Genomic DNA, 19,772 nt, shown 5'->3' with positions numbered 1-19,772 from the left:
TAAAAAATTGAATGGATCAATAACATGACTGCTATTGCAAATGACCTCGTGGTTTCTTTCCACTACACATTGACTAACGCAGAGGGTGAAACTCTCGACAAATCTCAAGGTGAACCACTTGCCTATTTGCATGGTGCAGGTAACATCATCCCTGGTTTAGAAAAAGCGTTAGAAGGTAAAACAGTAGGTGAAAAATTTACTGTAAACGTACCTGCAGCTGAAGGTTATGGCGAATACAACCCAGACTTAGTACAAGAAGTTCCTGCACAAATGTTCCAAGGTGTAGACAACATCCAAGCAGGCATGCAGTTCCAAGCGCAAACTGATGATGGCGTTCAAATCGTAACTGTAAAAGCAGTTGAAGGCGACAACGTAATTGTTGATGCAAACTTCCCACTTGCTGGTCAAGATTTAACGTTTGAAGTTGAAATCATTGAAATCCGTGAAGCTTCTCAAGAAGAATTAGATCACGGTCACGTACACGGTGCGGGTGGTCATCACCACTAAGATCAGTATTGATCGAAGCAAAAGGCAAAGTATTTTTACTTTGCCTTTTTTGTTTGCCATTCTAAAATTTAGGATAAGCACATGGCTGAAAGATCCTTTCAGGCAGACTATTGCGGAAAGATTATTACAGGAAAAATCAACACAGCCATTGTCGTTTTATTGGACAATTAAACCCTTCGCATTTAAGACAATTTTACCCAGTCATGCTTATAATGAAGTCACCTTCTAGCGATCACATCAAGCATTCTTCCCATGCAAAACTATAATTTAGTTTGGTTCCGACAAGATTTAAGAGTTTCAGATCACACCGCGCTTTGGCATGCTAGCCAAGCAGGAGCTTGTATTGGCGTGGTGATTCTTTCGCCTCAGCAATATCGTTTGCATCACGATGCGCCCATTAAAATTGACTTTTATTTGCGTCAATTAAATGCGCTAAAAGAAGAACTCGCACAACTCAATATCCCACTGATTGTTCAAATTACACCATCTTGGACTGACATTGCACAAATGCTGCTCCAACTATGCCAAACATTAAAAGACTCACATCCGATTCAAAATATTTATGCCAATATTGAATTAGGAGTGAATGAACTCAAACGTGATCTTGAAGTTCAACAAACCTTGAACCAACACGGTCAGGACTTGATTTTGTGCCATGACCGTACGCTTTTTCCTGTGGGTACGGTGCGCAATCAGAGCATGAAACCTTATCAGGTATTCAGTGCATTTAAAAAGTATGCCTATCAACAGTTGAGTGTCAGTATTCCGCGTTGCTTTCCTCTGCCACAAGCTCAAACGTCGATTCAACTTCCTGAACAATATCTCTCTACTGTACCAAGTTTAGAACACTTAGGTTTCGACCCACTTCCAACGGCACAACAAAATTTATGGGCAGTCACGGAACAACATGCACAGCAATTGTTGAATGATTTTACGCGTGAACAAATGCAAGATTATCAGCAACAGCGTGATTTTCCAGCGTTGTCTGGTACCAGCCAATTATCTGCGTATTTAAACTGTGGCATTCTCTCCATTCGGCAATGTCTGGCTGCGGTTTTTGCGCATTCACAAGGGCATTTTCATCTCGAAAATGCAGGACAACAAACTTGGTTAGATGAATTACTTTGGCGTGAGTTTTATCAACATATTTTGTTTGATTATCCCAAAGTTTCAAAGCACCGCCCTTTTAAAGATCAGACCGCACAGGTGGCGTGGCGAAATGATCCTGCAGGTTTAGCAGCATGGCAGCAAGGAAAAACAGGCATCCCCATTGTGGATGCAGGCATGCAACAACTTTTGCAAACGGGCTGGATGCATAATCGAATCAGAATGATTTGCGCGATGTTTCTGTGTAAAAACTTATTGATTGACTGGCGCTTGGGTGAACAGTGGTTTATGCAACATTTAATTGATGGCGATTTGGCGGCCAATAACGGTGGCTGGCAATGGTGTGCCTCAACTGGTACAGATGCGGTGCCCTATTTTCGGATTTTCAACCCAGTGAGCCAATCACAAAAGTTTGACCCCAATGGTGATTATATTCGCACATGGCTACCTAAACTGGCTCATTTAGATGCCAAAAATATTCATGAACCATATGCGAAAAATCCAAATCTAAAACTGGATTATCCGCATCCAATTGTAGATTTAAAACTTAGCCGATTACGTGCCATAGAAGCCTTTAAACAGCTTTAAGAGTACAAACAGGAGATTGGTCAGTCTCGCCCCCATCTGCCATAGGTTAGCATGATGGGAGATTCAACGATTAAACCGACAGTTAGGCGGCTTGCTCGTCACGTTTAAAGACCAATTCGCCTTTTAAAGAACTGTCTGCATCGAAATAATAACCTTCACTATTGAATGCTTTTAAGTCTTCTGCGCGTTCTAATTTATTCTCGATGATAAAACGTGCCATCAAACCACGGGCTTTTTTGGCATAAAAACTGATGACTTTATATTTACCATTTTTCTGATCTAAAAATACAGGTTTAATAATTTCAGCCTGAATTTTTGCTTCCTGCACCGACTTATAATATTCATCGGAAGCTAGATTAACTAATAATGCCGACTGGTTATGTTTTAAATCTTGGTTAATTAAATTGGTGATGATATCGCCCCAGAAACGATACAAATTTTCACCGCGCGCATTATGCAACTTAGTGCCCATTTCCAAACGATACGGCATCATTAAATCTAAAGGACGCAATAAGCCATATAAGCCAGAAAGCATACGCAGGTGTTGTTGAGCAAACTCAATATCTGCAGCAGACAAACTATAAGCATCTAAGCCTGTGTACACATCACCTTTAAAAGCAAACATGGCCTGACGCGCATTGGCAAGATCAAATTCTGCTTGCCAGTCACGAAAACGCTCGACATTTAAAGTGGCAATTTTTTCACTCACACTCATTAAACTGGCAAGTTCAGTAGCAGAAAGTTTACGCGCTACATCAATTAACTCTTGTGAATGTTCAAGTAATCTAGGTTGAGTATATTCATCGCTTGGTAATGCAGTTTCATAATCTAAAGTCTTGGCTGGAGAAATTAAAGCGAGCATAAACCACCTAAATAAAAAATACAGAGCTCACTATAGCAGCAGCACAAGGCAAACTCCAATGTGTGTTTTTGCTTAACTGCATCGGAAAAAGTTTTCTTATAAATATTTTTTAAGTCTCTGTAACTTAGGCGATGTTTAATTTTATTATTCTCTGGGCAATAAAAAACTCACTTAACTCTCCCAAATTAAGCGGGTTAAAATCAGGTTGTTATGTTGTATTTTTCTTGCTGCTCAATATACGGTTAGGATGTGTCAATTAGATGACATATCATTTAAAAAATGAATAATTTTGATTTAAAAATCAAGTATAAATTTTAAACATCCAACGTCTTTGCAGCTTGGTTTAACCTTTCCATTCAAACTCACTAAAAGATTGGTCTTCTTTCAGAGTATTTTCTACCGCTTGCGCCAATTGATTTAATAAACTTTGCTCGGTAATTCGTTCTAGCCAGTCTTGTTCCTCATTTGGGTATGAAGTAATTTCACAAACAAGATGCCCATCTTCACCACGGCTTTGACAGTTTACTGCCAAAGGCAGCGCATGTTGATCTACACTTACAGCGACTTGTGCACCACTCTGCGGCAACGTTTGAAAGCCATAATGAGATAAGTTTTGTGAAAGTAAATTCGCCACATAATTCTGTGCCAGAGTGCAATCTTGTAACTCTTGTTTATTTTCACAATTCGCCATAAATTTTAATTTGCGCATGCTCGAACCCAAAGGCTTTTTTCTTGTATGGGTTTAGCATAAGCAATAAAACGCAAACAGCCAAGCAAAAGCTTGGCTGTTTCAGCATAAAGTCTAGGCTTTGCGACTCTTCATCGCAGCCCCTATCGTTTTGGCTTATTCTGTCACTTGAATATTCAGACCTGCCACACCTGCAAGCTCAGTAAAGGTAGGGAAACTTGTTGCTACTGTTTCTGTACCTACAATTTTAATTTCACCAGAAGTACGCAAGCCTGCCATAGAGAAACTCATGGCGATACGATGGTCATGATGTGATTCAATCTCGCCGCCTGTAAATATCGCTGACCAGTCGCCTGCTTTGCCTTTACCCTGAATGATGATGCCATCGTCAGTGGGTGTGCAGTCAATGCCCATGGTTTTTAAACCATCTGCCATCACTTGAATACGGTCTGATTCTTTTACGCGCAATTCTGCAGCACCTGTCAGTACAGTTTGACCTTCAGCACAAGCTGCAGCAATGAACAATGCAGGAAATTCATCAATCGCCAATGGCACTTGATCTTCAGGAACATGAATCCCTTTTAAAGTACGTGAACCACGAATACGAATATCTGCAATTGGTTCACCGCCTGCAATACGTTCATTTTCCACGCTCAGGTCTGCACCCATTTGTTTCAGAATTTCAATCACACCTGTACGGGTTGGGTTAATGCCCACCGCTTCTAAGGTTACATCTGAATTTTCTGTAATGGCTGCACCCACCATGAAGAATGCCGCAGATGAAATATCAGAAGGTACTTGAATATCTGTACCCACCAATTTACCGCCGCCTTGCAATGAAATACGGTTACCTTCAGTTTTCACTTCATAACCAAATGCACGTAACATACGTTCGGTATGGTCACGCGTTGGTTCAGGCTCAGTCACTGAAGTTTCACCTTCTGCCCAAAGCCCTGCCAATAAAATACCTGATTTCACCTGTGCAGATGCCATTGGCAAATCATAGTGAATACCTTTCAGCGCTTGCGCACCTGTAATCGATACTGGCGGTGTGCCACGTTCACCCGTCGTTTGAATTTGTGCACCCATTTCACGCAATGGTTTAGCAATACGTTCCATTGGACGCTTGGTCAATGACGCATCACCTGTCATAACAGAATCAAACTGCTGTGCAGATAACATGCCTGCCAACAAACGCATAGATGTGCCTGAGTTGCCCATATAAATTGCGCTTGCAGGTGCTTTTAAACCTTGCATGCCTACGCCATGAATGGTGACTTCACCATTTTTAGGGCCTTCAATGCTCACACCCATATCACGAAATGCTTGCAAAGTCGCCAATGCATCTTCACCTTCAAGGAAACCTGTCACATGCGTAGTGCCTTCGGCAATTGCACCAAACATAATTGAACGATGTGACACAGATTTGTCACCCGGTACGGTAAATTTACCTTGGAAAGTCTTAGCACCTGGCAAAATCGTAAATTGTTGTGTCACGTTATTGTTCTCCATAAAAGGTTTCTTGGCGAGCATATGATTAAAATGCTGTCGTGCCGCTTGTGCATGTCCAAGCAAGCCCATTAAAGCATGCGAGTCTTCTTGTTCAATCAGTTGGCGAATAATCGCGAGTTGACTTTCAAAGCCATCCACCGCTTTTAACAATGCAGTTTTATTGGCCAAGAAAATGTCATGCCACATTTGTGGATCGCTGGCAGCAATACGTGAGAAGTCACGAAAGCCACCTGCAGCATAGCGGAAAATGTCTAAATTATCTTCCCGATTTGCCAATTGTTCGACCAAATTAAAGGCCATTAAATGTGGAAGATGACTGGTATACGCCAATACCTCATCATGTTTTTCCACATCCATGCAAATTACTTCGGCTTTGGCGCTTTCCCACATTTGAATCAGTTTATTGACTGCCCACGGCGCACTGCTTGGCAATGGTGTCAAAATGACTTTGTGATTGGCAAATAAATCAACCTTGCCTGCATGCACGCCTGTATGCTCTGCCCCAGCAATTGGATGCCCGGGTACAAAACCTGCAGGTAAATGTTCTCCAAAAACCGCTTTGGCTGCAGCCACGACACTGCCTTTGGTGCTGCCTACATCGGTCAGAATTACATTATCTGCCAAATGTGGCTGAATTAATCGCAAGACTTTTTCTGTGGCTTGCACAGGTAGCGCCAACACCACTAAATCTGCGCCTTGTACCGCATCTACAGGATTGTTAAAGCCTTGTTCAATTAATCCTAATTCCAAAGCATCTTGCAGCGTTTTTTCAGAACGGGTCGATGCCACAATATGCCGACTTAAGTTTTCTGCCAGCATTACACGTGCCAAACTCGAGCCTATTAGCCCGAGTCCGATAAATGCAACTTTTTCAAACAATGGTTGCGCCATGTTTTATGCCTTCGCTTCCTTGCCCAATACTTTGGCTAATGCACGCAGGAACTTGGCATTTTCTGCTTCTGTGCCAATTGAAACACGTAAATGGGTCGTAATACCCACAGGACGTACAATTACACCTTCTTTCAATAAGGCATTAAAAGTTTGACCCGGATCGGCTTCTACATCTACCAAAATAAAGTTAGCACGTGAAGGCACATAATTCAGACCCAATGCTTTAAAGCCTGCTTCCAATTGCGCCATGCCTGCTTTGTTGGCAATACGTGATTTTTCGATAAAATCTTCGTCTTTTAATGCCGCAACCGCAGCCACCATTGCCAAGTGATTGACGTTAAATGGTTGACGAATACGGTTTAAATAATCGGTCACTTCTGCAGAAGCTAAAGCAAAACCAACGCGCAGCGCCGCCAAACCATAGCACTTAGATAAAGTACGGCTCACGATTAAGTTTGGATATTGCTCAAGGAATTTAAGGCTATTGAAGTTCTCTGGAAAATATTCCACATAGGCTTCATCTAATACCACAATCACCCGTGCAGGAACTTTTTGCATAAAGGCTTCAAATTCAGCCTCTTCAAACCATGTGCCTGTTGGGTTATTTGGGTTGGCAATAAAGATTAACTTGGTGTTGTCTTGAATTGCTGCCGCCATAGCATCCAAGTCATGTGAAAAACCTTTGGCAGGCACTTCAATCGCTTGAGCATTAATCGCTTGCGTTACCAAAGCATATACTGCAAAGGCATGTTGGCTGTACAACACTGAATCTTGATCTGAAACGAATGCGCGAGCAAACATTTCTAGCAAATCGTTTGAACCATTACCCAAAGTAATACGGTCATGCGCAAAGCCAAATTGTTTTTGAATTTGGTCTTTTAAAATAAAACCACCACCATCTGGATAGCGACCAATTTCAGCAATTTCTGCTGCAACGGCTTCTTTGACTTTGTCTGAACAGCCCAATGGGTTTTCATTTGAAGCAAGTTTGACGATATCTGTAATCCCCAACTCACGCTCAAGTTCACTGATTGGTTTACCTGGTTGATAAGGCTTTAACTTCGAGATGCCTTCATTGGCTGGGACAAACGACATTTTACACTTCCAGTTGACTAGGTGGTGAATGTGGCGCGCATGACAAACATGCACACCACTAAATTAAATACGGTTATAACACGGCAGCAGGATAAGAACCCAAGACACGAATTTCTTTCACCAATGGACGGATTTCTTCAATCGCTGCACGTACATTGTCTTGCTCGACATGCCCTTCTAGGTCAATGAAGAATACATAGGCCCATTTTTCAGGCAAGGCAGGACGTGTTTCAATACTGGTCAAGCTAATATTGTGCTTCGCAAATGGTGCAAGAATCTCAAGCAATGCCCCTGCGCGGTCATGTGCAGACACCAACAATGAAGTTTTATCATTGCCACTTGGTGGAACTTTCTCACGACCAATCACCAAGAAACGTGTGGTATTTTCTGGGTTATCTTCAATATTGCTATGTAAAATTTCGAGTTCGTAAATATTGGCCGCAATTTCAGAAGCAATTGCAGCAGAATGCCATTCATTACGAATACGGCGCGCTGCTTCTGCATTGGAGCTGAGTGCCACACGTTCTACACCCGGATAATGCACATCTAACCATTTACGGCATTGTGCCAAAGTTTGCTGATGCGCATAAATTTGTTTAATGCTGTCTTTACGAGTGTTTTCTGACACAAGGAATTGGTGATGAATACGCAATTCCACTTCACCAATCACATTTAATGGCGATGATTTAAAACAGTCTAAAGTATGGTTCACCACACCTTCAGATGAGTTTTCGACAGGCACTAAACCATAGTGCGCACTACCTGCTTCCACTTCACGGAAGACTTCATCAATAGTAGGCAAAGGACGCACAATCGCGTCTTGACCAAAATGTTTAAGTACTGCGGAATGCGTATAAGTACCAATTGGCCCTAAAAACGCAATACTTTGTGGCGCTTCAAGTGCCAAACATGCCGACATAATTTCACGGAATAAACGTGCCATGGTCACATCAGACAACGGCCCTTCGTTGCGCTCCATAACATTACGTAAAACTTGCGCTTCACGTTCAGGACGGTAAAACAACGGGTTCTCTTCTGCTGCAAATTTTGCTTTCGCCACCGCTTCAGCAAGTCGTGCTCGACGGTTAATCAGCTGCTGAATCTGTTGATCTACAGAGTCAATATCTTCACGGATTTTAGCAAGATCAAGAGAAGTCGTTGTGTTCTGATCGTCTTGGATCATTGTTATGTCGCCCTTCATAAACATTTTGCAAATAGTATAACAATAGTTAGCTTTCAAATGTTGCGCAATACAACTTTCAGTGTTTCAGATTTAAAAACATACAGTTGATCAAAGCATCACCAATCTATACATTTAAGCCGCAACTTTGCACAACGTACCGCTTAAAACTGGGCAACTATGCTTTTCTTTTTTGCATCTCTAATTCTAAGCGGTGTAATTTTATTTTTAAGTGTAATTATCAATCAGCTCATTGCTTTTAAGTCTGATCAAATTCATAAAAAAAGAGCCAGCACTGGGCTGACTCTGGAGATGATCCTTGATCTTTATTCAATTGGACTTTTAGGCATTGTTTTAACGCCCCAATAAACCACGCGCGACAATTTCTTTCATAATTTCATTGGTTCCACCGTAAATTCGCTGGATTCGCGCATCGACAAAGAAACGAGAAATCGGGTATTCCGTCATATAGCCATAACCGCCAAACAGTTGCAGCAATTGATCGGCAATTTTCATTTGCATATCTGTCGCAAAGCTTTTTAAAGCGGCTGCAGTTTCGACGTCCAGTTTGCCCTGCATATACAATTCGACGTTTTGATTATAAAAAGCAGCGGTTGCCAATTCATCAATTTTAGCCTGTGCCAAAACAAAACGGGTATTCTGGAACTGACCAATGGCTTGTCCAAACGCCTGACGCTCTTGCACATATTGTGTGGTCACATCAATTGAACCTCGAATAGCACCCAATGCAGTAGCTGCAATCGCAGTACGTTCACGTGGCAATTCTTGCATTAAATAGGTAAAACCATGCCCTGCCTGTCCTAACAATTGATTTTTCGGCACTTTGACATTGTCAAAGAATAGCTCTGACGTGTCTTGTGAATGCAAACCAATTTTTTCCAAATTGGTGCCTTTTTTAAAGCCTTCTAAATGAGTATCGACCAACATGAGCGACACGCCTTTGGCACGTGCTTGCGGATCTGTTTTTACTGCCAAAACCACTAAGTCTGCATGCTGACCGTTAGAAATAAAGGTTTTAGAACCATTCAGTACATAATGATCATCTTGCAAAATGGCGTTGGTACGCATGGCTTGTAAGTCTGAACCCGCACCTGGCTCGGTCATGCCAATTGCACCAACCACTTCACCCGACACCATTTTAGGCAGCCAGTATTGTTTTTGTTCTTCTGTACCAATATGCAAAATGTACGGCGCAGCGATTTCAGAGTGACAGGAAATACCTGTAGAAAGTGCGCTATAACCTGCACGTGCCGATTCTTCGACCAACATTAGGGAATAATGCGTTGGAACACCATAGCCGCCATATTCTTCAGGCACATCAATACACAAAAAGCCATTTTCACCTAACAGATTCCACACACTGCGCGGCATGATGCCCTCACGTTCCCACGCAGCATAATGCGGTGCAATATGCTCCTGCATAAAACGTCGAAAGTTATCTCTAAATAATTCTAAATCAGCATCATAAGCCAGCATATCCAATCCTTTATTTTTCAATTGTTGTTTTCAACAGTATCCATGCTATGCATTTTTATACAGGCTGTCATGTGTTATCCCTACAGATTGTCTTACTTTACAGTCAAACTTTAGTCGTCATTTCAGATATGCAATGAAACTTGTGGCAGCTCGTACAAGCTGAAGCTGTGAATAGTGCTGCAAACTGTTGCCGAAGTTTATACACTAGTATACTAACTAAAGATGTGTGTGAACTCGCTTATGCCAAATACAAACCCCAATAAAAGAAATATTTATAAAGATGCAGAACATCCATTCGCACAATTTATTCGAATTATTGGCAAAGGCAAAACAGGCGCACGTTCACTGACCTATGACGAGGCCTATCAAGCTTTTTCTATGATTTTGCGCAATGAAGTGTTGGATGTGCAATTGGGTGCTTTTTTAATGTTGCTGCGTGTGAAGGAAGAATCTGTAGAGGAGTTGGCAGGTTTTGTACAAGCTACCCGTGATCAACTGCAATTTAAACCGCTTCAGGTCGATTTAGACTGGTCATCTTATGCAGGTAAACGCAGACATTATCCGTGGTTTTTATTGGCAGCGCTGACTTTAGCAAAACATAACTATAAAGTGGTGATGCATGGTGCTTGTGGGCATACCATCAACCGTTTATATACCGAACAAGCACTGCAATATTTAGATTATCCAATTTGCCAAAATGACCTAGACGTTGAACAGCAATTGGCACAGCGTAATTTTGCTTACTTACCATTGGATGTTATTTCACCGATTTTGAGTGAGTTGATTAATTTACGCAATGTGATGGGTTTACGTTCACCCATTCATACCCTTGCCCGTTTAATCAACCCTTTTAATGCCAAAGCCACCATGCAGGCGATTTTTCACCCTGCCTATCGCAGTTCACATCAACAAGCCGCATTTCAGCTGGGTTATCAAAACAGTGCAGTGATTAAAGGCGAAGGTGGCGAGTTTGAACGCAACCCCGATGCCAAAACTTTAATTTGTGGCATCAAAAATGGCGCTTTATATGAACACGAACTGCCTAAACTGACCGATAACCGCAGCCCTATAGAAGAAGAACTGGATTTGGCAATATTTAAAGCCGTCTGGCTAGATCAGCAAACTCATGAGTATGGTGAAGTCGCCATTACCGAAACCATAGGTATCGCTTTATATACCATGGGCGTTTGTGATGATTATGCTGTAGCGATGCAAAACGCACAGCAGCTTTGGCAAAATCGTCACAACTAAAACGTCATTGAAGATACAAAAAAAGACACCCATCTCAGGTGTCTTTTTCATCTTTCAATTTTCATGAAAGCAGTTTTGCATCAATTAAACAAAACGAATTGGTTTAAATTCTTCATGCTTGTGATGATCGTCATCACACTGCTCGCCTTCTTCTTTAGTGCCACGGTCAATATAGCCACTACGCTCAGTTTCAGGCAGGTTTTTCATTTCCCACGCATACACTGCTTGCATACAAATTTGACGTTGCTCTTGGGTCAGCGCAACACCGTTTGGCCACTTGCCAATTTCAATTGCCGTTTTTAAACGTCCAACAATTTCAGGATCGAGTACGGCAAGCATTTGTTCAATATTCATCATTCATCCTGCTGTTGCATTGATTCAAAATCTTGATTCCACCCTAATTTGGTACGACATGCCATATAGAAGTCATAACCTGGTGGATGTAATAAATTTAATTTATAAGGATGTTTGCGGATATGCAAACTATCTCCGACATTTAATGAAACACTATGTTGACCGTCAGCACTAACCATCGGCAACACACGGTTTTCACGAATATTGATTTTAATTTCGCTGTGTCCACCCACCACAATTGGGCGTGAAGACAAGGTATGTGGATGCATAGGCACCAATGCAATTGCATCCATGCTCGGATGTACAATTGGGCCACCACCCGACAAAGCATAAGCCGTTGAACCTGTTGGGGTCGAAACGATTAAACCATCACTGTGCTGACGATAGACATATTGCCCATCAATATTCAGTTCAAAGTCAATCATGTGAACCGACTTACCCGAATGTAGCACCACATCATTTAAGGCAATCGCTTCATAAATGATTTCACCTTTAGAGCGCACTTCCATTTCCAATAAAAAACGACGGTCTGACTGAAAATGTCCTTGCAAAACCTGATCGAGTTTAAAGATTACTTCTGTCGGTTTAATATCGGTTAAAAAGCCTAAACGCCCACGGTTCACACCAATTACAGGGGTATTGTATTTAACCAAAGCGCGCGCTGCGTGCAGCAATGAACCATCCCCCCCCACCACAATCACCAAATCGACCACTTCGCCTAATAAAGCACGGCTGACTGTTTGGGTGTTGTTATAAGGTACAAGTTGAGCAGTGTCAGAATCAAAAACGGGATGCAAACCCAATCCTAAAATATGGTCGTGAATCAGACATAATGTTTCTACGACAGAATATTTGTCTGGACGGCCAATCAGTCCAATGTTCCGAAAGTTCTTATGTGAAATTTGCACCTGCGATATCGCTCCGCTACGATTCGACGCCTATCATAGCACTAACCTAGTTGATTTAAAAAAACTTTAAAACTACATTTCTGCTCAATTTTATGACGATATTTTCCCTTCAGTCACAGATTAATTATTGCAAATTCAGTAAAAGCTTCGCATGATTAGCAAAATTTATCAGGATCTTATCGCGATTTATGAAGTCTGAGCGTGGCATAGGCATAATTGCATTACTATTTTGCATCATCGTTATTGGTGGATTTATTGCATTTAGTATCTACTTGATTCGTCTGGATAATATTGTCAGAGACAAATTTGAAGGACAGCGTTGGGATATTCCAGCCAAGGTTTTTGCACGCCCGTTAGAAGTGTATAGCAATGCACCTGTCAGCCAGACCGACTTTACTCAAGAACTGAAACTGCTTGGCTATAAAAATACAGATAATTATGCTAAATCAGGCAGTTATGTCAGCGATGGTAATACTTTATTTGTGCATACCCGTGGTTTTGACTTTGGCGATAGTGTTGAACCTGAACAGGTTTTAAAAGTCAGCTTTGCCAATAATCAAATTAGTGAGGTGAGTGCCACCAAGCCTTCTAATACAGGCATTGCACGTTTAGAACCGATGTTGATTGGCGGAATCTATCCGCAGCACAATGAAGATCGAGTGCTGATTAAACTGAATAAAGTGCCTAAACCACTCATTGAAGCTCTTATTGCCACCGAAGATCGTAATTTCTATCAACACCACGGCGTTTCAATTCGTGGTACTGCACGTGCCATTGTCAGCAACGTCACGGGTGGCAAACGTCAGGGTGGTTCTACCCTTACGCAGCAATTGGTGAAAAACTTTTATTTAAGCCCAGAGCGCACTTTAAAACGTAAAGCCAATGAAGCACTCATGGCTATGCTGATTGAGTTGCATTACAGCAAAGATGAAATTTTAGAAGCCTATTTAAATGAAGTGAATTTAGGTCAAAATGGTAACTATTCTATTAATGGTTATGGTCTGGCTTCACAGTTTTATTTTGGTATGCCATTGCGTGAGCTAAACATTTCACAACAAGCCTTTTTGGTCGGTTTGGTACAAGGTCCATCATTATATAATCCTTGGCGCAACCCTGAAGCTGCCAAAAAACGTCGTGACATTGTACTAAACAATATGTTGGTGATGGGTTATTTAAACCAAGAACAATATGAAAAAGAAACTGCGCGTCCCTTAAATGTCATTACAAAACCGACCATTGGCCCTGCCCGTTTCCCTGACTTTTTAGATATTGTCCGCCGTCAATTACGTACTGAATATCAAGAAGGAGATTTGACCAATCAGGGTTTGCGTATCTTCACGACGCTTGATCCGATTGCACAAACCAACGTACAAAATGCTTTTAAAGCATCGGTTGAGCGTTTAAGCAAAGCCAATCCAAAGCGTTTAAAAGAATTACAAGGCGCGGTGCTAATTTCTCATCCTGAAAATGGCGAGTTAGTGGCAGCGGTAGGTTCTACGCAAGATTTTACGGGTTTTAACCGTGCCTTGGATGCCAAACGTCAAGTTGGCTCACTGCTCAAACCAATTATTTATTTAAGTGCAATTGAGTCTGGTCGTTATAATTGGGCAAGTCCTGTAGAAGACAGCCAAATCAGCATCCCAATTGATGGTAAATCTTGGACACCACGTAATTATAGCGGCAGCGATCATGGGATTGTGTCTATGTCACAAGCCCTATCTCAGTCTTATAACCTATCTGCAGTTCGTTTGGGACAGGAGTTTGGATTATCTACCTTCCGTAATCACCTCATTAAATTTGGTGTACCAAGTGATGCGGTTCCGCAATATCCATCTATTTTCTTGGGTGCGGTAGATTTATCACCAATGCAAGTGATGGACATTTACGGTAACTTTGCCACAGGTGGTTTTAAATATCCGACCAAAGCGATTCGCACCGTAGTCGATGCCAATGGACGTTTACTGGATCGTTATGGTTTAACCGTACAACAAACTATTGATCCTTCTGCCGCCTATATTTTGAATTATGGCTTACAGCAAGTGATGAGTTCTGGTACAGGTCGTTCAGCTTACAATAGCTTATCGACAGATTTAAAATTGGCAGGTAAATCAGGTACAACCAATGATACTCGTGATTCATGGTTTGCGGGCTATTCAGGCAATTATTTAGCCGTTGTATGGCTTGGTTTGGATGATAACAAAGTCACAGGCTTAACAGGCTCGTCTGGTGCTTTGCCTGTCTGGAGTAATGTGATGCAGCAATTGCGTCAAAAACCTGTCAACTTACGTCAGACCGAACAAATTCAATGGCATTGGATTGACCGCAGTTCTGGGCATTTATCTGCACAAGGCTGTGAAGGTGCGATGTATATTCCAGTGAATCGTAATAATGTACCGCGTCAGGCAACCGCATGTGGTTTTTCACACTATCAAGTTGAACCCGTTTACCAACCCGATACTGAAACTCAGCAAACAGCTCCTGAAACCAGTGACAGTATCGAAAATTATATCCGTGAAACTGAACCCGTAACAGATGACAATACCGATGGTCGTGTCATCTCAAGTGGCAGTTATATCAATTAAACTTGAGGATATCGGTCAGTTACGCTTATGAAATTATCACGTTTAAGACAAGTTTTTTTCACCACATTCGCTATGGGTGCGATGGCAACGATTGTAGCTTGCCAGAGTTTACCTGAACCGCCTGCTCCTCAGCCTGTGCCTGAAAAACCTAAAACTGTGACGACACCAGAAGGTGTGGTGATTCGTCCTTATGAACGTGAAGAAATTAAGCGTCAATCGTTGCAAGTGGTGGTGCCACAACAAACCGTGCAACAAAAATTAGAGGATGGTCGTAGTTTGCCTGCTTTTCAAAAGTTGATGCAGCAAACCCAGACCGCTTATAAACAAGGTCAATTCAATCAGGCCGAAACAGCAGCTTTGCAAGCGCAGCGACTTGCCCCGCAAGCGGCTGAAACCTATTTATATTTGGCTTTAATTGCCAACCAAAAGAAGCAACCCGCTAATGCAGAAGCCTTGGCACGTCGTGGTTTAAGCTATGCACAAAGCGATGCTATGAAACGTCAATTATGGCTAGTCATTCAAAAAGCAGCACAGCAACAAAATAATGCCAAAAGCCTTGCGCAAGCCCAACAAGCTTTGAAAGATTTGTAAGGACGATAATTTAATAAACTAAAAATCGCTGAGTGTGATTACATCAGCGATTTTTTTATTTGCGCAAACTAGAAAAAATCAAATAAAACGTACACCTGCAATGCCATAGGCATGATGCTGCTCTGCGGTAGTTAAATCATCTTGAGTTAAGCCACCCAAAGCAAAAACAGGAATATCGACAAATTCAGCGATCTGCTGGAATTTTTCCCATCCTAAAGGTGTGGCATCATGATGCGTGGTGGTTACTAAAACAGGACTGAGTAAAATTGCTTCACAACCAATTTGCTGTGCATGTTGTGCCGAAACAATATCATGACACGCTGCAATATAACGCTGCCCAACTTTTAAATCGCCCTTTTGTAATTGCATCAGTTGCGATTGTTTTAAATGAATTGCTGCAATGGCGTGTTGCTGAATCGTATTTAATTGCTTCCACAATTCCAAATTGACAATCACTTGCCCCAGTTGCTCAATGCAATATTCTGACAATTCGACCTTGCATGCAGCATTGGGTTCAACCCGCCAATACAGCAGTTTTTGCTTAGGCAAATTTGCTAAATGTTTTAAATCTTCACTGACTTTAATTGCCTGTTGCCACACTAGTCGTTGCACAATTGCACGATTGGCTTGTGGAAAATTCAGCTCTAAAAGTTGCGGACGGCTAAACCATGTCCAAGGCACTTGAATATCTTTTAATAAAGCTGCGGGTACAGCAGCCTGAAAAATATGCAGATTGACAATCACATCATCATATTCATGGCAAATAATATCAAAAGCATGCCAATGCTGTATGCCAACACCAACTTCTTCAAACACTTCACGGCGGCAAGCATCTACAGGAGTTTCGCCTGCTTCCACTTTTCCACCAGGAAACTCGTGTTTATTGCCCTGATGTTGTTTGGCTTCGCGCCAACCCACTAACACTTTGTTTTGATGAAATAACAGCGCAATTGCCACATGAATATTTGGCTTGGACATGAACCCGTTTCCTTTTCTGCAATGTACGTTTAACTGCAAATTGTAGACTTTTATAAAATCAAAAATAATCCGTTGACAGGCTTATATGATAATGATTATCATTTAAAACAATTCTTACACACCACGGAGTAACTCAAAATGAACGCCCCATTTAATTTATTTTCACGTCATTCAGACACTCAGCATGCCCTACCTATGTTACATTCAAATAACTTGTTTGCGCTAGGACGCGAAATTCGTATTTTGCATGCAGGCGAAGAATATCGTTTACGCTTAACCCGTAACAATCGTCTTATTCTCACAAAATAATTAAAATAATCAACACAATAATAAACGTGGAAACAGCAGTATGAATCAGCGCATACTGCTTTTAAGTTCTGACTTGTCTAATTTTAACTTGCTTCCTAAAACCAATCATATTTACAACTGGGCTTTAGGCAACAAAATACGCACTTTTAAACCACCTTGTTCAGCACGTGAAAATTCAATTTTTCCTGCATGCAACTCTATAATTTTCTTACAAATCGACAGTCCTAAACCAGAACCTTGAGTTTTACTGCCTAAAGCACGGTAAAAGCGTTCGCCCAAACGTGCCAAAACGTCATCAGTCACTGCATGACCATTGTCGGCGATGCAAATTTCCTGCATCAATTCATGCGGTTTCGCTTCAATCCAAATACGTCCTTGAGGTGCTGCATAACGCACTGCGTTGTCAATCAAGTTGCGCAGGCAGCTAAATAGCAATTCAGGATTGCCTTGCACTTGTATCGGTTGAATATCTGACTGAATCTGAATGGCTTTTTCCTGAATAAACGGCGTCAGACTTTGTAAAACTTCCTGCACCAAGTCTGCTATAGATACCGCACTTTTATTTAACGATGCCGCATCTGTCGGGTCTAAACGTGCCAATAACAGCAAATTTTCCAATACTTGTGTACCACGACTGACATCACGCTGAATTTGCTCTAAATCTTGTGCCAACTCAGGTTGTTGTTGGTATTTACGTTTTAGCACCTGCAAACGCAATTGAATGGCAGATAAAGGAGAGCGTAACTCATGCGAAGCATCTGCTGTAAATCGCTGTTCTGCAATTAAAGACTGCTCTACTCGCCCCAACAATTTATTCAATTGCTGCAGCATGGGTTGCAGTTCTTTCAATTCAGGTTGTGTGGGGATAATTGGCGTCAAATCATGTTGATTTTTTTCTGCAATTTGTTGGGAGAGTTGCTGAATCCGCTTAAATTGACGACCAATCATAAAATGCACAATGGCCCATTGCAGCAACCACAACAGCAATAAAATAGCGGCATAACCTAAACTGGTTGCAGCAATTTCCTTGAAGCGATATTTAAGCGGCTGCGCGACAATCACATGCAAGCCATCTTCCTCTGCCACATAGCTGCGCCAAATTTGTCCATCTTGCCAGTGAAATGAAAAACCATGCTCAGATACCACGGCAAGCTGAGACAAGTGAAGCTGAGAAATGTCATGTTCATCTTCAGAGGTGGTCAGAATCAGATCATCCAAACCCAATTGATAGGCAATATGAAATTGCTCGCTCAACTCATCGACCTGATTGCCTGCATGGTCACGCAAGTCTGCTCGCAGCAACATATCGGCTATTTCATCCATAATCTCGTCATGGACTTGCATGGTTTGGTAACTGGCAACCGCCAATAATAAAATCAGGGCGAGTCCACCCGCCAAGACCGAGCTTAAAACGGAGCTTTTAACCAGTTTGGATTGTAAAGAAATGACCTGTTTAGACATGCGGAGATCAAACTGAATTAGTTATCTTGCTGCATACGATAGCCTAAACCTCGGATGGTTTTAATGCGGCTACTGCCAATTTTTTTGCGTAATTGATAAATAAATACTTCAATCGCATTACTTTCAATTTCATCGCCCCATGCATATAAAGACTCTTCGAGCTGTTCACGAGTCACCACATGCTGCGGGTTTTGCATCAGTTTATGTAAAATCTGGAATTCCTTAGCCGTTAAATTGACCTGTTGATCATCCACTTTCACTTGTTTGCTTTGCGTGTCTAAAACCAAGTTGGCAAATTCAAGCTGCTGTGTCGGATGACTTTGCGCATTGCGTAACTGACTGCGTACCCGCGCCGAGAGTTCTTCAAGGCTAAACGGTTTAACCAAATAATCATTGGCGCCCAAATCAAGTCCCTGTACCCGATCTTGAATACTATCGCGCGCAGTAATGAAAATAACAGGAGTATCCTGTTGCTGCTGTCGTAAAGCGTGCAGAATTTCATCACCGCTATTTTTAGGCAACCCACGGTCTAACAACACACAATCATAATGATGCTGCTGAATGGCTAAAATGGCGTGATCGCCACGCTCGACCCAATCGACATTATAACCATCCATTTCCAGCCAGGTTTTAATACTTTCTGCTTGTGATACATCATCTTCAGCCAAGAGTAGTCGCATGCCATCCTCTGTTATTTTTGATGTACTTCAATTAAGAATCTAAGAATTATAAAACCACATCCCTCCTGTGAGGTATGTGGTTTTTCAGTGATGAATGCTGCTTGAAGTAAATCATGCGCACGCATTGAATGTTAGAAACGAACCTGATCGACATCTATTTCAATACGTTTTGCAGGCTTGTGATCAATATCCACTTCACCAATTAAGGTAACAGGCGTTTTGGCAGAAACTGCTTTGCCATTCCATAAGTCATCATCAATATCGACCGTAATAGTGCCTGTGTTATCACGGAACTGATATTTTTCATCACCAATAGATTTCACCACATAACCTTTTAACTGCACTTTGCTGTCATCTTTCAGGCTTAAAGCTTGTTTTACAGTTACATTTTGATGTAGTGCTTGGGTGTTAATGCTGTCGTTTGCCATGGTGATTGAAGCCATTGCCATTAAACCTGCCATCAACATTGCTTTCATTGTAAATTTCATTGCTTCCCCTTTTTGTGTTGCTCATTTCGTTATGGTGATTAAAACAAAGCAAGATGAGCTGAATCTTAAGATTTCCATTTTTTAAAATTCATCGTAAAAAGTTTGAATCTGCTAATTTAACCCGAATTACGGATAAGAAAAGCCCTTGAAAAAAAGGTAGTTAGAGCCATTTAGAAAGTTACGACACAACCCAAAGGCTCTAACTACCATGTACGATTTTACAGAAATTTTTTGTATTGTTGA

The 19,772-nt window shown here is 41.6% G+C and carries 18 protein-coding genes; 6 read left to right on the top strand and 12 right to left on the bottom strand.

Annotation, left to right across the window (positions count from 1 at the left end; all coding sequences use genetic code 11):
- Window positions 1-24: 24 nt before the first annotated feature.
- Window positions 25-507 (top strand): peptidylprolyl isomerase, encoded by a 483-nt coding sequence (slyD, locus tag ACEO2X_RS02775; protein ID WP_096901865.1) that lies wholly within the window; start codon window positions 25-27, stop codon window positions 505-507.
- Window positions 508-759: 252 nt separating this feature from the next.
- Entirely contained in the window at window positions 760-2,202 is a 1,443-nt protein-coding gene (locus ACEO2X_RS02770) for a deoxyribodipyrimidine photo-lyase (RefSeq protein WP_371971033.1), read from the top strand.
- An 82-nt stretch (window positions 2,203-2,284) separates the two neighbouring features.
- On the opposite strand, the gene yaaA is transcribed toward ACEO2X_RS02770, so the two are convergent.
- The 6 genes from yaaA to ACEO2X_RS02740 all read right to left on the bottom strand — a co-directional run bounded on the left by yaaA (window position 2,285) and on the right by ACEO2X_RS02740 (window position 9,927).
- Window positions 2,285-3,064 (bottom strand): peroxide stress protein YaaA, encoded by a 780-nt coding sequence (gene yaaA, locus ACEO2X_RS02765; protein ID WP_004972986.1) that lies wholly within the window; start codon window positions 3,062-3,064, stop codon window positions 2,285-2,287.
- 343 nt (window positions 3,065-3,407) lie between these two features.
- Entirely contained in the window at window positions 3,408-3,773 is a 366-nt protein-coding gene (locus ACEO2X_RS02760; protein WP_004972981.1) for a hypothetical protein, read from the bottom strand.
- A gap of 135 nt (window positions 3,774-3,908) precedes the next feature.
- Complete coding sequence (locus ACEO2X_RS02755) at window positions 3,909-6,155, bottom strand: bifunctional prephenate dehydrogenase/3-phosphoshikimate 1-carboxyvinyltransferase (protein ID WP_136144523.1); 2,247 nt, start codon at window positions 6,153-6,155, stop codon at window positions 3,909-3,911.
- Window positions 6,156-6,158: 3 nt separating this feature from the next.
- On the bottom strand, window positions 6,159-7,250 hold the full coding sequence (gene hisC, locus ACEO2X_RS02750; protein ID WP_004972978.1) for a histidinol-phosphate transaminase: 1,092 nt from the start codon (window positions 7,248-7,250) through the stop codon (window positions 6,159-6,161).
- A 73-nt stretch (window positions 7,251-7,323) separates the two neighbouring features.
- The gene (gene pheA, locus ACEO2X_RS02745) at window positions 7,324-8,433 is read right to left on the bottom strand and encodes a prephenate dehydratase (protein WP_131261775.1); all 1,110 of its coding nucleotides are present in this window, start codon (window positions 8,431-8,433) and stop codon (window positions 7,324-7,326) included.
- A 351-nt stretch (window positions 8,434-8,784) separates the two neighbouring features.
- Entirely contained in the window at window positions 8,785-9,927 is a 1,143-nt protein-coding gene (locus tag ACEO2X_RS02740) for an acyl-CoA dehydrogenase family protein (RefSeq protein ID WP_180051554.1), read from the bottom strand.
- A gap of 240 nt (window positions 9,928-10,167) precedes the next feature.
- Between ACEO2X_RS02740 and ACEO2X_RS02735 the strand changes: the two genes are divergently transcribed.
- Window positions 10,168-11,178 (top strand): glycosyl transferase family protein, encoded by a 1,011-nt coding sequence (locus ACEO2X_RS02735; protein ID WP_180051481.1) that lies wholly within the window; start codon window positions 10,168-10,170, stop codon window positions 11,176-11,178.
- A gap of 84 nt (window positions 11,179-11,262) precedes the next feature.
- On the opposite strand, the gene ACEO2X_RS02730 is transcribed toward ACEO2X_RS02735, so the two are convergent.
- Window positions 11,263-11,532 carry a YeaC family protein gene (locus tag ACEO2X_RS02730; protein WP_004972971.1) on the bottom strand — a complete coding sequence of 90 codons (270 nt, stop codon included), beginning with the start codon at window positions 11,530-11,532 and terminating at the stop codon, window positions 11,263-11,265.
- Entirely contained in the window at window positions 11,532-12,449 is a 918-nt protein-coding gene (locus ACEO2X_RS02725) for an NAD(+) kinase (RefSeq protein WP_207973958.1), read from the bottom strand. The genes ACEO2X_RS02730 and ACEO2X_RS02725 overlap by 1 nt, the downstream gene beginning before the upstream one ends.
- Before the next feature lie 179 nt (window positions 12,450-12,628).
- Between ACEO2X_RS02725 and mrcB the strand changes: the two genes are divergently transcribed.
- Window positions 12,629-15,022: a penicillin-binding protein 1B gene (gene mrcB / locus ACEO2X_RS02720; RefSeq protein ID WP_096901853.1), complete on the top strand. Its 2,394-nt coding sequence runs from the start codon at window positions 12,629-12,631 to the stop codon at window positions 15,020-15,022.
- A 72-nt stretch (window positions 15,023-15,094) separates the two neighbouring features.
- Window positions 15,095-15,613 (top strand): hypothetical protein, encoded by a 519-nt coding sequence (locus ACEO2X_RS02715; protein ID WP_096901888.1) that lies wholly within the window; start codon window positions 15,095-15,097, stop codon window positions 15,611-15,613.
- Between the two features lie 78 nt (window positions 15,614-15,691).
- On the opposite strand, the gene ACEO2X_RS02710 is transcribed toward ACEO2X_RS02715, so the two are convergent.
- Window positions 15,692-16,591 carry an NUDIX domain-containing protein gene (locus tag ACEO2X_RS02710; protein WP_096901851.1) on the bottom strand — a complete coding sequence of 300 codons (900 nt, stop codon included), beginning with the start codon at window positions 16,589-16,591 and terminating at the stop codon, window positions 15,692-15,694.
- 138 nt (window positions 16,592-16,729) lie between these two features.
- Here ACEO2X_RS02710 and hemP point away from each other — a divergent pair, with 138 nt between their 5' ends.
- Window positions 16,730-16,900, top strand: a complete 171-nt coding sequence (gene hemP / locus ACEO2X_RS02705) for a hemin uptake protein HemP (RefSeq protein WP_004972965.1) — start codon at window positions 16,730-16,732, stop codon at window positions 16,898-16,900.
- A gap of 111 nt (window positions 16,901-17,011) precedes the next feature.
- Here hemP and ACEO2X_RS02700 read toward each other — a convergent pair whose 3' ends face one another.
- The 3 genes from ACEO2X_RS02700 to ACEO2X_RS02690 form a co-directional block, all read right to left on the bottom strand.
- The gene (locus ACEO2X_RS02700) at window positions 17,012-18,361 is read right to left on the bottom strand and encodes a HAMP domain-containing sensor histidine kinase (RefSeq protein WP_178318930.1); all 1,350 of its coding nucleotides are present in this window, start codon (window positions 18,359-18,361) and stop codon (window positions 17,012-17,014) included.
- A gap of 17 nt (window positions 18,362-18,378) precedes the next feature.
- Window positions 18,379-19,041 (bottom strand): response regulator transcription factor, encoded by a 663-nt coding sequence (locus tag ACEO2X_RS02695; RefSeq protein WP_096901847.1) that lies wholly within the window; start codon window positions 19,039-19,041, stop codon window positions 18,379-18,381.
- Window positions 19,042-19,172: 131 nt separating this feature from the next.
- A complete protein-coding gene (locus ACEO2X_RS02690; RefSeq protein WP_096901845.1) occupies window positions 19,173-19,529 on the bottom strand; it encodes a NirD/YgiW/YdeI family stress tolerance protein in 357 nt (118 codons plus the stop codon).
- Window positions 19,530-19,772: the final 243 nt, after the last annotated feature.

Source organism: Acinetobacter sp. AL9, from assembly GCF_041464035.1.
Lineage (GTDB): Bacteria > Pseudomonadota > Gammaproteobacteria > Pseudomonadales > Moraxellaceae > Acinetobacter > Acinetobacter towneri.
This window is presented reverse-complemented; position numbering and strand designations above follow the sequence as displayed.

Coding starts and splice junctions, on each gene's coding strand:
- hemP (WP_004972965.1), top strand. CDS start 16,730: ATGAACGCCCCATTTAATTTATTTTCACGTCATTCAGACACTCAGCAT.
- ACEO2X_RS02690 (WP_096901845.1), bottom strand. CDS start 19,529: ATGAAATTTACAATGAAAGCAATGTTGATGGCAGGTTTAATGGCAATG.
- ACEO2X_RS02760 (WP_004972981.1), bottom strand. CDS start 3,773: ATGCGCAAATTAAAATTTATGGCGAATTGTGAAAATAAACAAGAGTTA.
- ACEO2X_RS02730 (WP_004972971.1), bottom strand. CDS start 11,532: ATGAATATTGAACAAATGCTTGCCGTACTCGATCCTGAAATTGTTGGA.
- ACEO2X_RS02715 (WP_096901888.1), top strand. CDS start 15,095: ATGGGTGCGATGGCAACGATTGTAGCTTGCCAGAGTTTACCTGAACCG.
- hisC (WP_004972978.1), bottom strand. CDS start 7,250: ATGTCGTTTGTCCCAGCCAATGAAGGCATCTCGAAGTTAAAGCCTTAT.
- ACEO2X_RS02710 (WP_096901851.1), bottom strand. CDS start 16,591: ATGTCCAAGCCAAATATTCATGTGGCAATTGCGCTGTTATTTCATCAA.
- ACEO2X_RS02770 (WP_371971033.1), top strand. CDS start 760: ATGCAAAACTATAATTTAGTTTGGTTCCGACAAGATTTAAGAGTTTCA.
- mrcB (WP_096901853.1), top strand. CDS start 12,629: ATGAAGTCTGAGCGTGGCATAGGCATAATTGCATTACTATTTTGCATC.
- slyD (WP_096901865.1), top strand. CDS start 25: ATGACTGCTATTGCAAATGACCTCGTGGTTTCTTTCCACTACACATTG.
- ACEO2X_RS02755 (WP_136144523.1), bottom strand. CDS start 6,155: ATGGCGCAACCATTGTTTGAAAAAGTTGCATTTATCGGACTCGGGCTA.
- yaaA (WP_004972986.1), bottom strand. CDS start 3,064: ATGCTCGCTTTAATTTCTCCAGCCAAGACTTTAGATTATGAAACTGCA.
- pheA (WP_131261775.1), bottom strand. CDS start 8,433: ATGATCCAAGACGATCAGAACACAACGACTTCTCTTGATCTTGCTAAA.
- ACEO2X_RS02740 (WP_180051554.1), bottom strand. CDS start 9,927: ATGCTGGCTTATGATGCTGATTTAGAATTATTTAGAGATAACTTTCGA.
- ACEO2X_RS02695 (WP_096901847.1), bottom strand. CDS start 19,041: ATGCGACTACTCTTGGCTGAAGATGATGTATCACAAGCAGAAAGTATT.
- ACEO2X_RS02735 (WP_180051481.1), top strand. CDS start 10,168: ATGCCAAATACAAACCCCAATAAAAGAAATATTTATAAAGATGCAGAA.
- ACEO2X_RS02700 (WP_178318930.1), bottom strand. CDS start 18,361: ATGTCTAAACAGGTCATTTCTTTACAATCCAAACTGGTTAAAAGCTCC.